Source organism: Gillisia marina (assembly GCF_000258765.1).
Lineage (GTDB): Bacteria > Bacteroidota > Bacteroidia > Flavobacteriales > Flavobacteriaceae > Gillisia > Gillisia marina.
In genome coordinates, this window is the sequence record NZ_AJLT01000040.1 from 1 (window position 1) to 13,295 (window position 13,295).

The following is a 13,295-nucleotide window of genomic DNA, read 5'->3' on the forward strand; positions in this document are numbered from 1 at the left end:
AAAGTTCTCGACTGCGCTCGAACAGACAAAACGAGACATTTTAACTGTTTGAAAATTAATAAAATAAACAATAAAAGTTGTATGTAGTTATCTACTGACCTCTATATAATCAATTATACTTTTAATAAATCCCAGATGAAAGCAAACTGTTGTAATTCTAAAAATGTTATAGTACGTTAAAATTAATCTACATATGTAATTTTTTTTCAAACTTGCTTGCTTTTAGCGGTTTTACCCTAATAAAATTAATTAAAATAAGATCTTAACAATTTCTAGTATATGCACAAATCTACGTCTACCCTAGACTCACGGCGAATTTTTAACTTCGCAAACTTCAGTTTTTTATTACTTTTAATGATTTTCTCTTCCGGTTTTGCACAAGACAAAAGTGCGACTCAAGGAAAAGAAATTGTTCATACTTTCTATATTACCGCTAATACCGGTTTAGATAAAAGCAATCAAACTTCTCAAGAGGTATTAAACGGAATTATTAATTCTTCAAAAAAAGATAAAGACGCCACCTTATTAATTGTTGGAAATATAACCAAAGAGAAAGGCTATCCATCTAAGGAGGACGCTCAGAAAAAGACAGAAGACTATTTAAAAACCTTCCTTTTAAACCCGATCGATAAATTTAACGGAAACGTGATTTTTACTCCCGGTGTGAACGAGTGGAATAAAAAAGGACATAAGAGTATAGACGATTTAGAGTCTTTTTTACAAGACAATAGTAAAGCGAAATTTTGGCCAAATGATGGTTGTCCTATAGAAAGCGAGGAAATAAATGATGATGTTGTATTAGTCATGATCGATTCTCAATGGTATTTGGAAGATTGGGATAAGCATCCTTACATTAATAATAAGTGTGATATTAAAACCAGAGATCAGTTCTTTGCAGAGTTTAGAGATGAATTAAAAGATAACTACGGTAAAACTATTATTGTAGCCGTTCACCACCCAATTCTAAGTAGCACGAAATATGGCTTTATTAAAAAAAGTGGCTGGATTTTCAGATCAAACTTATCAAAATCCGGAACAAAGTAAACTTCATAATATCTTAGAAGCTACTGCTAGACAATTCGACGATGTTATTTTTGTTTCTGGGAACGATCAAAATCTTCAATATTTAGATCATCATGAAGTCCCACAAATTATAAGTGGAGCGGCGGCAAAAACTCAAAAAGCCAGAGCAGAAAAGAAAGAACATTTTGCTTCAGATAAAAACGGATACGCAAAATTAATTCTTTTTAAAGATGGTAGTTCTCTAGTTCGGTTTTATGAAACTACAGCAAACGATTCTAAATTCTTATTCGAAAAAGAGATTCAAAGAAAAAGAACTTCTCTAGATGAGGTTTCCTATAAATCTAAAGATACCTACGGAAAAACTGCTGTATCTTCAATTTACACAAAAGAGGAAACAGATAAAAGCGGCTTATATAAGTGGGCTTGGGGAGATCACTATAGAGATATTTATAGTAAGCAAATAAGTGCTCCAGTATTGTTTTTAGATGATTTGGATGGAAATGTAAAACCAATTACTGAAGGTGGAGGAAACCAATCTAGATCTTTGAGACTTATAAATGATAACGAAAATGAATATACGTTAAGAGCATTAAGAAAAAGTGCTGTTCGCTTTATTCAGAAAAATATGAGAGAACATTATGTGGCAGATATCGTAGATAACACAGTTGCAGAAAGAATTGTAATGGATTATTATACTACTGCGCATCCCTATGCTCCTTATGCTTTAAATGATTTAATGGACGATGTGGACATTTTACATGTAAGCCCAAAAATATATTATGTTCCAAAGCAAGAGGCTTTAGGGGTTTTTAACGACGAGTATGGAGATGAGCTTTATATGTTGGAAGAGCATGTAGGAGACGAAAATAAAGACATGGATATCTTTGGTTCGCCAGATGATATTTTAAGCTCTAGTGATCTTAGAGAAGAATTATTAGAATCCAAAGATGCTAAAGTAGATGAGGACGAGTATTTAAAGGCGAGAATATTTGATATGCTTGTGGGAGATTGGGATAGACATGATGACCAATGGAGATGGGCAGAATTTAAAGAAGGTGACGATAAAAAGGTATATAAGCCGATCCCAAGAGATAGAGATCAACCATTTTCTAAATATGATGGACCAATTATTTCTTTGCTGAAATTAGGTTTTCCTCCTTTTAGAGCAATGCAATCCTTCGAATCTTCTATTAAAAGTGTAAAATGGTTTAATACCGCTGGATATTCTATGGACAAAATGATTATTCAAACTTCTAAATGGGAAGACTGGGAAAATCAAGTAAAGTTCATTCAATCCAATCTTACCGATGCTAAAATTGAAAAAGCATTTGTTAATTTACCTGAAGATGTAAAAGATGAAAGTATCACTAAGATTCAGAAAAACTTAAAAATCCGTCGTGATAATTTAATGGAAGTGACGCGCGATTATTATGACTATTTAAATAGATTTCATGTAGTTACCGGGACAGATAAAGACGATAAGTTCCTTATTACTCGTAAAAAGGATGGCGTTACAGATATCCAAATTTCAAGAAAGGATAAAGTTGTTTTTCAAAATACATACAACTCAAAAGACACCAAAGAGATCTGGATTTATGGGCTTGATGGAGACGATGAATTTAAAATTGAAGGAAAAGGAACCAATCTAATAAAATTGAAGGTTTTAGGGGGAGAAGAAAATGACATTTATAATTTCGAAAACTCTAGAAAAGCAAAATTATACGATTATAAGAGCAAGAAGAATACTATTGAAAAAGCTGGTAAAAAGTGGCTGGTAGATTCGTACGAGATCAATAATTACGATTTCACCAAGAGAAAAACTTCCCAAAATAGTTTATTCCCGGCAGTAGGTTTCAGCTCTGATGCTGGTTTAATGGTAGGTCTTTCAGATACGTATACTACTTATGGTCTGGCTAAAAACCCTTTTACAACCCAACACACTGCAGGAGTAAATTATTACTTTGAAACTCAAGGTTTAGAATTGAGTTACTTCGGAGAATTTGCTCATGTGTTTTACAACTGGAATCTAGGAATCGATGCATATTATACGAGTCCGAATTTCACTTTGAATTACTTCGGAAAAGGGAATGAAACCGTGTATGATGAAGATGCTGTAGACTTAGATTTTAATAGAGTTAATATAGAACAGTGGCATTTTGCTCCATCTTTAATTTGGACAAATAGAAGAGGTAGCGAATTTCAATTTAGAGCAATGATAGAGTCTTTAGAGGTTTCTAGAGATGTAGAACGATTTATTGGTGATACATTCCAGGCATCTAACGATGTATTCGATTCTCAATTGTATGCCGGAACAGAGGTAATTTATCACTATTTGAATAAAAGAAAGAATCCTGCATATCCTACTTTAGGGACTCAAATAGATCTTACCGCAGGATACAAAAGAAATATAGACGATCATGATAATGAATTAGGATATTTAAAGCCATCCATTTCCATAGATTATCCTTTACACAATAGTGGCGTAATTGTTCTTGCTACCAAAATTGGTGGAGAAGTTATAATTAGCGATAAATATGAATTTTATCATGGTGCGATGTTAGGTGGTAACGAAAGCTTAAGAGCCTTTAGAAACCAACGTTTTAATGGGAAAAGCAGTTTTTACCAAAGTACAGATCTTAGAATTGGATTAGGAAAGGTAGAAACTTCCTTTATGCCGTTGCGTTTTGGAGTAACAGGTGGATTTGACTATGGTAGAATCTGGTTAAATAACGAAGACTCTAACGAATGGCATACCAACTATGGGGGTTCAGTTTTTATAAACGGATTTAGTGCATTCACAGGAAATATTGGATATTACACGAGCGACGAAGCTAACAGAGTGGTTTTTACCTTTGGATTCAAGTTCTAAACATACTTTTAAAAATAAAATTTAAACCGATGCCTGATCTAATTGATCCGGCATCGGTTTTTTTATGATAAGTATCCTCTTTTCTTTCGACTACCTAAGTCTGAAATAGCTTTTAGATATTTTCTTATCTTCACTTTTCTAATAAATTTAGACCGGAATAAATGAGCAGAATTAAAGTTATTCAGCATGAAAATGCTGAGGGTAAGTTGAAAGAAATCTATGATGGAATCGTAGAAAATCGTGGGCAATTAGCCGAAGTTTTAAAGATCCAAAGTTTACGCCCGGAAAGCATAGTGAAACACGTAGATCTTTATATGGAGATCATGTTTACAAGATCTGAACTTTCGCGCGCTCAAAGAGAAATGATCGCCGTAATTGTATCTGTTGCTAATAAATGTACGTATTGCGCAACTCATCATGGAAGCGCTTTACATCATTACTGGAAAGATGAAGAGAAATTAAAAACCCTAAAAACAGATTATCCTATTCTAGATATTTCTGAAAAAGAAATGGCATTATGCGATTTTGCCCATTTATTAACCTTACATCCTGAAACCAACAACAAATCTGATCTTACCGAAAACTTAAGAAATGTGGGTTGGAGCGATGCGGCCATTTTGGATGCGACCCTAGTGGTATCTTATTTCAATTTTGTAAATAGAATGGTGTTAACCCTTGGTGTGGAACTGGAAGAAGATGAAGGAAAAAATTATAACTACTAAATATGGCTACTAAGAATTTCGATGCAATAATAATAGGAACCGGGCAAGCCGGACCTCCACTAGCAGCTAGTTTTGCAAAAAATGGATTAAAAACATTAATAATTGAAAAAGGAAACCTGGGTGGCACTTGTGTAAATGTAGGTTGTACGCCCACTAAAGCATATGTAGCAAGCGCGAGAAGGGCATTTATAGCAAAAAATAGTGTCGATTTAGGTATTGAAATTGAAGGGGAAGTTCAGGTAAACCTTAAAACGATTAAGGCCAGAAAAGATAAAATTATCCAAGATTCTAGAGACGGTTTAAATAAGATGCTAACAGAAACTGAAGGCATCACACTGTTAAAAGGAATTGCAAAGTTTATAGAAGAAAACACCGTTGAAGTAGACGGCAAAACTTATTCAGCAGATAAATTTTATATCAATGTTGGAGGGAGAGCAAGAATTCCTGAAGGCTTTAAGGAAGTGAACTATCTTACCAATTCTAGTATTCTGGAATTAGAAGAAATCCCCGAACATCTCATAATAGTTGGTGGCGGCTATATTGGACTTGAATTCGGGCAAATGTTTCGCCGTTTTGGGAGCAAAGTCACCATTTTGGAGAGTGGGGATCAGTTATTAAAACGGGAAGATAATGATATTGCTGAAGGAATTGCTGAGATCTTCAAAAATGAAGATATAGATATCAGGTTAAATGCCGAGTGTATTAGTGCAAAAAATGTAGGCGATCAAATTGAAGTAACTATTGATTGTACCGAAGGAGCTCCCTCTGTTACCGGCTCCCATTTATTAATAGCAGCCGGAAGGATTCCAAATACAGATAGCCTTGATCTCGAAAAGATCGGAGTAAAAATGGATAAGAGAGGCTATATTAAAGTGAACGATGAGCTTCAGTCCAACCTCAAGCATATTTGGGCGCTTGGAGATTGCAACGGCCAAGGCGCTTTTACGCATACGGCTTACAACGATTTTCAGATCGTAAATTCTCATCTTTTTCAGAAGAAAAAAAGGAAACTATCAGATAGGTTTTTGTGTTATGCGGCCTTTATAGATCCACCGATTGCAAGAGTTGGGCTTAATGAAAAAGATATTAAAGAAAAGGGGTTAAAAGCCAAGGTAGCAATTAGAGAGATGTCTACAATCGCACGGGCTAAAGAAATGGGCGAAACTCAAGGAAAGCTTAAAATCTTTATTGAAGAAAAAACAGACAAAATTTTAGGCGCAACGTTTTTAGGCACCAGAGCCGATGAATATATCCATAGCATCATAGATTTGATGTATGCCGACGCTCCTTATACAGTAATTAGGGATGCAGTCCATATTCACCCAACTGTAAGCGAATTAATCCCTACGATGCTTGAGAATCCGAAATCGCTGGAAGAGTAAACAATAGGTTTTTACTTTACAGTAAAAACTTCTGTATCGGGGTAAAAAGCATACCAGGCAAACCAGAAGTTAGTAACCGCAGGCACTAAATTCCCTTTTTCATCAAATACCTCAGCGCTATTGCTGTCTGGGGAATATTCAATGCGTAATTTTTTTCCTTGAAATTCATCAACTATCAAAGCTTTCTTGGATTTTTTTAATTCAGAAAAAGGATAGGCTTTGTGCTTTTCGTTAATTACAACTCCCAATATGAGCTCTTTTGGATGAAAACGATCATCCTTGTTAGAAACCGGGAAGTACAAATTGGAAGAACTTGTATAATCTGGATATGGATCGCTGGAATAATCCCGATTAAAGCCTGTTTCTGTAGATAATACCAAGCTATTAGGATGCTTAATCTTCCAATTTCCCCAAGTAGTATTTGCTGTGGGTAAAACTTCCAATTCCTCATTAACCAAGGAGCCAGATACTGCTTTAAACATTAATTGAGACCAAAGTGATTCTGTTTCCCGGTCGTACAACAAAACATCGCTATTGTATAGCAGACCACTCACCCCAAAAGTTGTAGGTTTACCTTTAATTTTAGCATTAAAAGCGATACCGCTTCCGCAAAGCGGGCAAAAAGTAATCACTACTGGTTTGTCACCAAAATGATCGTTCACTATTTCGTGAAAATTTAAGATCTTAATAGGATAGGCCTTTGCAATACCATTTTCAAACACACCTAAAATCCGTTCCTCGTCATTTAAATTTACTTCAGATACTTTGATGAATTTGGGATTATCTATAGACGGAATTCCGTCTTTTGGAGGCCCTCCGTCCATAATCTCAGAAATCGGAATTATTGAATTCTTGAGATTAAAATCTTTTTTTTGTTTGCGCAATGCAGCTCTGTAAAACCAGCACCAGCATAAAAAATATAGAATATGCTTTCATAATCCTTATTATTCAATTTCTATATACCTACGAAATGGGCTGTAATTCATTTTAATTATGTAGCCTTTATTCAGGGCGAGTAACTTTTTAAAACAACGGTAAGTATGGTGATTATAATTGTTTAGACGATAAGGCTTGTTGAGTATTACGAGTTTGATGTTGCTATTAATGAATTCGTTATCTCTGCCAAAGAAGATCCAGTAATTTCAGGTGGTAGTGCTAGTGGATAAAGAGATTTTCCCGGTCTACTTATAAAGGCTGCATTAATTCCTGCTCTTTTTGCTCCGGCTATATCCCATCCATGAGCCGCAATTAACATACTATCTTCGGGTAAAATATTCATCGAAGAATAGGCACAATGATAGGTAGAAATATGAGGTTTGTAATTTTTCACCTCCTCTATACTTAATACCTTATCAAAAAAATGATGGATCTTAGCATGTTTTAATTGATCATCTACTACCTGTGGCTTCCCATTAGAAAGTGCTACTAATTTAAATCCGTTTTTCTTTAAAATTTCCAAAGATTTAGCAACCTCCGGATATGCAGATAATTTAGTTATCGGACTCAATACCTTCTTCACCTCCTCTTCTGATAGCTGTACCCCTAGTTTATGGGCAATCATTTTTAAGCTTGCTCCTGCGATCTCTGAAAAGTCCCTATAATTTTCTGTAATGGTTTCCACTAATGAATATTGAAGCAAACTTGGAAACCAGATTTCGAAAGCCCACTCATTTTTGAGTGCTTTATTAATAGACTGCTTCAATGGAGACATATCCAATAAAGTTTCATTTACGTCGAAAATCAATAATTTAGGTTTCGTGCTCAGCTTCATTTTTTAAAATTATAAAAAGTTCAGAAATAAAAAAACCGACCTCCATTAGGAAATCGGTTTCAAATAGTTTCTACTACTTATTATTTAATAGGATCGAATTCAAATTTTTGTCCACCAACAGATATTCCTGCCATGGCTCCGGCTTTTGGCTTTGTAACAACTCCAACACCATCTCTAAATTCTACATCTCTAGATACTCCTTCTTCTAGAAGTACTGCAGATGCATTTCCTGATAATTCATAGCTTCCTTTCTTAAAACGATTTAAAGCGTCTTGTGTCTGGAAAAATATAACTTCAATAAAAGCTTTACCGCCAGCCTGTAATCCAACATCTACTTGTTTCATGCTCGCATATCCAATTAATTCTCCATTTTCATAAACAGTTCCATTTCCAGAAGCTGCTCCAATAATATATGCACCTTTCCCTACATTAGGAAAAATAGCATACCCAACTGAAGTATCAAAAAGCTCTGCTATGTTTGGATGACTCTTGGAGATAGTAGCTTTCGCATCTCTAGAATCTAACATGATATCGGCAGACGTATTCTTGCTCGATCCACAACTTGCCATTACAATAACTAATAAGGCTAATAGTGGGATTGCTACACTTGATTTAAAAGTCTTCATATTTTATTTTTTTGGTTAATACACCAAATATAAATAACGCAGATGACCACTTGTGTTAAGCGCTTGTTATTTCACTTTTCTTTAGTAGACAACTCGCACTAGTGTTAATTAATTAAGAACTAAAGCTACTTATTCAATTCGGCATTGATGGAAACTTTCACATTTTCACCCACTATTTTTGTCGAAGTCCAGTCTCCGGCTCCCACTTTATAGTCGTTTCTATTAATTTCTGTATTAAACGCCAATCCCATGATCTTTGTTCCTTCCATCATTGGGTGATCTGCGGTTCCGGTAATTTCAAAAGGAATCGATACATTTTTTGTAACATCTTTTATCCTTAGCTTTCCATCTACCAAATATTTGTTTTCAGATTTCTTCTGAAAGCCTGTTGAAACAAACTTCATGTCCGGATATTTTTCAGCATTAAAAAAATCAGGAGATTTTAGGTGATTGTTTCGCTTTTCATTATTCGTTTCTATACTGGATATTGGAACTGTAAAGGTGAATTTGCTTTCTTTTAAATTGTCGGGATCAAAATAAAAAGTTCCATCAAAATCTTTAAAATTTCCATTCACAGTATTAAATAAGTGCTTCACTTCAAAATTTACTGAAGTATGATCTTTGTCTAATTTCCATTTTTCGGCATTTTGAGCTATTCCATTATAAAAGCCTAAAAAAAATAATACGAATACCAACGTGGGAAGTTTCAATAGTTTTTTCATCGCGTAAAAATTTAAATGTTTCTACTTATTTCAAAATATTCTAAGATTGAAAGCGACAATTAAATTCAAATTTGCATTTATAAAGTTTTACAAAAGCAATTCTTTAGACGTTGAAAATGTAAAATTCTTGCAAAATTTTTGCAGTTATCCTATTCTTAAAGACACTTATAAACGTGTGGAATCCAAATGAATGATCTCTGTTTTTAATACTTTTTCCTCTGCTTCTTTAGGTTGCGGTTTTTTTATCCTCTCGATTAACAACTGTGTTGCTATCTCCCCTATTTTAAGCGGATGCTGATCTATATACGAAATAGAAGGCCAGAGAAATGGTGCGAAATCCTCATTTACGTACCCAATAATTTTAATATCCTTTGGAATAAGTAATTCCTTTTCTTGAACAAGTCTGGAAGTTAAAAGTGTACTTAGATAATCTAAGGTTACAAAAGCTTCCATTTTATGGTTTCCCAAAAGAAGATCGAGTTCGTTTTTTAAAACATCAGAATCGTTGGATACAATTAGAAATTCTTCTTTCAATGCATTTCCTTGATCACTCATAGCTGCTTTGTAACCATTTATTCGAGCTTGCGCAAGACCAAGATCCCCAATACTACACACCAATCCAATTTTACTCAGGCCTTTGGACTTTAAATATTGCACGGCATTAAAAATACTTTGCATATCGTCTACACCAACTTTATCTAATGCCATATCGATGTTGATGCGATCGAACAAAACTACCGGAATCTCATATTCGGTAAATCTATAAATATGATCGTAGTTTTTAGTGGTTTGAGTTTCTGCAGATACCGAGACCAATACTCCATCTGCCAAACCATTAGAGATGAGATCCATGATCTGTTTTTCAACAGTTAAAGATTCATTAGAAATATAAGTGATTAACTGGTAGCCATTTTTTTCTAGCCTCATTCTCGATTCCGCCTAAGACTTTTGCAAAGAACGTGTTAGAAATATTAGGAACGATCACGGCAATATTGCCTGTACTTTTACGCTTTAAGTTAACCGCAGTAAGATTAGGGCTGTAATTATGTAATTCTGCTACCTCCTTCACCCTTTTCATTGTGTTCTCACTTATCTCCGGACTACCATTCAAAGATTTTGAAACAGTGGATACAGAAACGTTCAATAATTTAGCTAGTTCTTTTAAGGTGATTTTAGATCTCATAGCACTTTTAATTACATAAAAATTAAATTTAGAGAAGTTAAATCAATTTAGCCTAGTTTTCAATTACATTATATTCTTTTTAGTGACCTCGCCAAGAATCGAACTTGGATCTAAAGTTTAGGAAACTTCTATTCTATCCGTTGAACTACGAGGCCTTTACCTAAACCATATAAATTTATAAACTAATTCTAACTTTTTTCTAAAATCTTATTGCTGAAAAAACCTTAATGTAATGTGGAACCAGTACTAAATAGTTAGAATTTTCCTATTTTTAAATAAAATTTGCATTATGATCCCAAAACATAAATACACCATTATATTCTTAATCGCTCTTATGTTTTCAGGAACTATGATCGCTCAAAATCATCCTATTATGAAAGACCCGTTTGCACACACTTTTTCTATTGTTGCTAGAGATTCTGTGACGGGAGAAATGGCTGTTGGAGTACAAAGTCATTGGTTTTCTGTTGGGCCTTTAGTGGCTTGGGGGAAGTCTGGTGTTGGAGTTGTAGCAACTCAGTCTTTTGTGAATCCCGCTTACGGCCCGAACGGTTTGAAATTAATGGAGGAAGGTAAAACCGCGGCACAAGCCTTAGAAAAATTACTTGCTGAAGATGATGGCGAAGCCTATAGACAAGTTGCTTTTTTTAGACTCTAAAGGAAGAGCCGCTGCCCATACCGGAGATAATTGTGTAGAATCTGCCTATCATCATGTTGGAAAAAACTTTTCTGTGCAGGCCAATATGATGTTAAATGACAAAGTGGTTCCTGCGATGAAAACTGCTTTTTTAGAAAACTCTGAATTGGCATTAGCAGAACGCGTTGTAAAAGTGCTTCAAGCTGCACAGGATGCCGGTGGTGATATTCGCGGACAACAATCTGCAGCACTAATTGTTGTTGGCGGCACCAAGGTTAAAAACTCTTGGGAAGATAAAAAAATAGACCTTAGAGTAGATGATAATCCTGAACCACTTAAGGAGTTAAATAGATTATTAACTGTTGCCCGTGCCTATGAATTTATGAATAAAGGCGATCTTGCGATGGAAGCAGAAGATGTAGAGGAAGCTCTAAGATTATATAGCAGTGCTGAAAAAATATTTCCGGAGAATTTGGAGATGAAATACTGGAAAGCAGTAGCTCTTGCAAATAGTAAGCGATTTGAAGAAGCAATCCCAGTTTTTAAGTCGATATTTGAAAAAGATGAAAATTGGAGAACAATGACCTTGAGATTACCTGATTCTGGTCTTTTAAACGTTACTGAAGCCGAATTAGATGAGATTGTGAATTAAACCTCTAATGAGGAGATGAATTGATTTAACTGAACTTTAAAATTTATATTATGAAAACTAAAATCTTAAATACTGTAATTCTTGGCCTTGGTTTAATGGCAATGGTTGCATGTAAAGACGAAAAGAAAGAAGCCGAAGCTACACCTGCAAATTCGAATTTAGAAACTACCGAAAATCCTAAAACCACGGCAGCATTGAATCCTGCTCATGGAGAGCCGGGACATCGTTGTGATATTCCTGTAGGAACTCCATTAGATCAGCCTGCAACTACAAATCTTCAGCAAACAAATACTACAGTAAATCCAAATGTTTCTCATGTGAGAGTTCAAGGTGGCGATACGCCTGCTAAAAATCCTCCACATGGACAACCGGGGCATGATTGCTCAAAGCCTGTTGGAGCAGATTTAAATTAGACCGAAGAAAATTTTTAATCGAATCATTTTTAGTATCCTTTTAATAGAAATAGTGAAGGGGAAATTTCTCAGTTACTGACTCGACTAAAGTTTTAAAATTAAAAATGGCGATTTCAAACAATCTTAATTTTTTTACTGATTTAAGCCTGCAAACGACTTCAATTAGTGATTTGGTCGCTGATAAATCCCTATTTTCAAAAGTGCCGGAAGACTGGTATATAGTTGCTGTAGATATTAAAAATTCTACTGAAGCAATTGGAAATGGGAATCACGATCAGGTAAATTTGGTTGCCACAGGAAGTATTATTGCTATTTTAAATCTGGCATATTCAAAAAACATCAACATCCCCTTTTTCTTCGGAGGCGATGGAGCAACGATGCTTATTCCTTCAGAACTTTTAGAAGCTGCAATGGCAGCTTTAAATCAGCATAGAATAAATACATTAGAGAATTTTGGCTTCGAATTAAAAATAGGTTCCATTTCGCTGAAGGAGATTTATGAAAATGGAATCTCCTTAGAGGTTTCAAAACTGAAAATAAGTGAGATTCTAACCATTCCAATTGTTTTAGGGGAAGGTTTACAGTATGCTGAAAAACAAATAAAGTCCAATTTCAATGGATCTAATAATAACTTCAAAATTCCGAACCTCCTCAATTTAGAAGGAATGGAGTGTAAATGGGATAAAATAAGTCCGCCGGAAACAAATCAAGAAGTAGTAAGTCTTATTGTAATAGCCCGTAAGGAAGAAGACCCTTCAGAAATATTTTCTAAAATTTTAAAAAATATCGATACTATTTATGGCTCGCTAAATAGAAGAAAACCTATTTCAGTAAAGCGATTAAAACTGAAGGCGAGTCTCCGGAAGTTGAATGATGAGATGCGCACCAAATTAGGTACGTATGATGGCCTATATTTAATAAAAAACTGGTTTACCACGAACTTCGGGAAGTATTATTTAAAGAATACCAGTTCGGGGAAAAATTATCTTCAGAAATTAGTGGAGCTTACAGATACACTAACTATAGACGGAAGAATAAATACGGTAATAACCGGCACTCCACAACAAAGAAAATCATTAACTACGTATCTAGATTATTTGGAAGAAAAAGGCAAAATAAAATATGGACTTCATGTAAGTGAACAAAGCGTTATGTCTTGTTATGTTCGAGATATGAAAAAAGACGACCATATCCATTTTGTGGATGGTGCGGGAGGTGGCTATACAAAAGCAGCAAACCAATTAAAAAACAAATAGTTTTCTAATTGGTTTGCTGCTATTATATTTTATTCTAAA

At 34.7% G+C, this 13,295-nt stretch carries 14 protein-coding genes and 1 tRNA gene; 8 read left to right on the forward strand and 7 right to left on the reverse strand.

Annotated features, from left to right (window positions below):
• Window positions 1-354 precede the first annotated feature (354 nt).
• The 4 genes from ON07_RS17155 to ON07_RS10160 all read left to right on the forward strand — a co-directional run bounded on the left by ON07_RS17155 (window position 355) and on the right by ON07_RS10160 (window position 5,996).
• Window positions 355-1,044, forward strand: coding sequence for a hypothetical protein (locus ON07_RS17155; protein WP_237708901.1), 690 nt, complete (start codon window positions 355-357; stop codon window positions 1,042-1,044).
• On the forward strand, window positions 980-3,892 hold the full coding sequence (locus ON07_RS15210; protein WP_237708902.1) for a BamA/TamA family outer membrane protein: 2,913 nt from the start codon (window positions 980-982) through the stop codon (window positions 3,890-3,892). Before ON07_RS17155 ends, ON07_RS15210 begins: the two co-directional genes overlap by 65 nt.
• Window positions 3,893-4,053: 161 nt before the next feature.
• Window positions 4,054-4,614: a peroxidase-related enzyme gene (locus ON07_RS10155; RefSeq protein WP_010230928.1), complete on the forward strand. Its 561-nt coding sequence runs from the start codon at window positions 4,054-4,056 to the stop codon at window positions 4,612-4,614.
• A 2-nt stretch (window positions 4,615-4,616) separates the two neighbouring features.
• Window positions 4,617-5,996 carry an FAD-containing oxidoreductase gene (locus ON07_RS10160; RefSeq protein ID WP_010230931.1) on the forward strand — a complete coding sequence of 460 codons (1,380 nt, stop codon included), beginning with the start codon at window positions 4,617-4,619 and terminating at the stop codon, window positions 5,994-5,996.
• Between the two features lie 11 nt (window positions 5,997-6,007).
• Here ON07_RS10160 and ON07_RS10165 read toward each other — a convergent pair whose 3' ends face one another.
• From ON07_RS10165 to ON07_RS10190, 7 genes are all read right to left on the reverse strand, one after another.
• A complete protein-coding gene (locus ON07_RS10165) occupies window positions 6,008-6,880 on the reverse strand; it encodes a DUF3179 domain-containing protein (RefSeq protein ID WP_010230934.1) in 873 nt (290 codons plus the stop codon).
• A gap of 197 nt (window positions 6,881-7,077) precedes the next feature.
• Window positions 7,078-7,767, reverse strand: coding sequence for a haloacid dehalogenase type II (locus ON07_RS10170; protein ID WP_033445082.1), 690 nt, complete (start codon window positions 7,765-7,767; stop codon window positions 7,078-7,080).
• An 80-nt stretch (window positions 7,768-7,847) separates the two neighbouring features.
• Complete coding sequence (locus tag ON07_RS10175; RefSeq protein WP_010230936.1) at window positions 7,848-8,393, reverse strand: lipid-binding SYLF domain-containing protein; 546 nt, start codon at window positions 8,391-8,393, stop codon at window positions 7,848-7,850.
• Window positions 8,394-8,518: 125 nt separating this feature from the next.
• A complete protein-coding gene (locus ON07_RS10180; RefSeq protein WP_010230937.1) occupies window positions 8,519-9,115 on the reverse strand; it encodes a YceI family protein in 597 nt (198 codons plus the stop codon).
• A 165-nt stretch (window positions 9,116-9,280) separates the two neighbouring features.
• Entirely contained in the window at window positions 9,281-10,042 is a 762-nt protein-coding gene (locus ON07_RS15215; protein WP_050915882.1) for a LacI family DNA-binding transcriptional regulator, read from the reverse strand.
• Complete coding sequence (locus ON07_RS17160; protein ID WP_050915883.1) at window positions 9,996-10,298, reverse strand: LacI family DNA-binding transcriptional regulator; 303 nt, start codon at window positions 10,296-10,298, stop codon at window positions 9,996-9,998. Before ON07_RS17160 ends, ON07_RS15215 begins: the two co-directional genes overlap by 47 nt.
• Before the next feature lie 83 nt (window positions 10,299-10,381).
• Window positions 10,382-10,453, reverse strand: a tRNA-Arg gene (locus tag ON07_RS10190).
• Window positions 10,454-10,587: 134 nt separating this feature from the next.
• On the opposite strand from ON07_RS10190, the gene ON07_RS17455 reads away from it, so the two are divergent.
• The 4 genes from ON07_RS17455 (at window position 10,588) to ON07_RS10205 (ending at window position 13,256) form a co-directional block, all read left to right on the forward strand.
• Entirely contained in the window at window positions 10,588-10,956 is a 369-nt protein-coding gene (locus tag ON07_RS17455) for a DUF1028 domain-containing protein (RefSeq protein ID WP_262486221.1), read from the forward strand.
• Entirely contained in the window at window positions 10,913-11,587 is a 675-nt protein-coding gene (locus tag ON07_RS17460) for a DUF1028 domain-containing protein (RefSeq protein ID WP_262486222.1), read from the forward strand. Before ON07_RS17455 ends, ON07_RS17460 begins: the two co-directional genes overlap by 44 nt.
• 50 nt (window positions 11,588-11,637) lie before the next feature.
• Window positions 11,638-12,000, forward strand: a complete 363-nt coding sequence (locus tag ON07_RS10200) for a hypothetical protein (protein WP_010230938.1) — start codon at window positions 11,638-11,640, stop codon at window positions 11,998-12,000.
• A 104-nt stretch (window positions 12,001-12,104) separates the two neighbouring features.
• Window positions 12,105-13,256, forward strand: coding sequence for a DUF3095 family protein (locus ON07_RS10205; RefSeq protein WP_010230939.1), 1,152 nt, complete (start codon window positions 12,105-12,107; stop codon window positions 13,254-13,256).
• Window positions 13,257-13,295: the final 39 nt, after the last annotated feature.

Bases quoted from the DNA above. Each gene is read 5' to 3' on its own strand.
- ON07_RS17155 (WP_237708901.1), top strand. From the start codon at position 355: ATGATTTTCTCTTCCGGTTTTGCACAAGACAAAAGTGCGACTCAAGGA.
- ON07_RS15210 (WP_237708902.1), top strand. From the start codon at position 980: ATGGCTTTATTAAAAAAAGTGGCTGGATTTTCAGATCAAACTTATCAA.
- ON07_RS10155 (WP_010230928.1), top strand. From the start codon at position 4,054: ATGAGCAGAATTAAAGTTATTCAGCATGAAAATGCTGAGGGTAAGTTG.
- ON07_RS10160 (WP_010230931.1), top strand. From the start codon at position 4,617: ATGGCTACTAAGAATTTCGATGCAATAATAATAGGAACCGGGCAAGCC.
- ON07_RS10170 (WP_033445082.1), bottom strand. From the start codon at position 7,767: ATGAAGCTGAGCACGAAACCTAAATTATTGATTTTCGACGTAAATGAA.
- ON07_RS10175 (WP_010230936.1), bottom strand. From the start codon at position 8,393: ATGAAGACTTTTAAATCAAGTGTAGCAATCCCACTATTAGCCTTATTA.
- ON07_RS10180 (WP_010230937.1), bottom strand. From the start codon at position 9,115: ATGAAAAAACTATTGAAACTTCCCACGTTGGTATTCGTATTATTTTTT.
- ON07_RS15215 (WP_050915882.1), bottom strand. From the start codon at position 10,042: ATGAGGCTAGAAAAAAATGGCTACCAGTTAATCACTTATATTTCTAAT.
- ON07_RS17160 (WP_050915883.1), bottom strand. From the start codon at position 10,298: ATGAGATCTAAAATCACCTTAAAAGAACTAGCTAAATTATTGAACGTT.
- ON07_RS17455 (WP_262486221.1), top strand. From the start codon at position 10,588: ATGATCCCAAAACATAAATACACCATTATATTCTTAATCGCTCTTATG.
- ON07_RS17460 (WP_262486222.1), top strand. From the start codon at position 10,913: ATGATGGCGAAGCCTATAGACAAGTTGCTTTTTTTAGACTCTAAAGGA.
- ON07_RS10200 (WP_010230938.1), top strand. From the start codon at position 11,638: ATGAAAACTAAAATCTTAAATACTGTAATTCTTGGCCTTGGTTTAATG.
- ON07_RS10205 (WP_010230939.1), top strand. From the start codon at position 12,105: ATGGCGATTTCAAACAATCTTAATTTTTTTACTGATTTAAGCCTGCAA.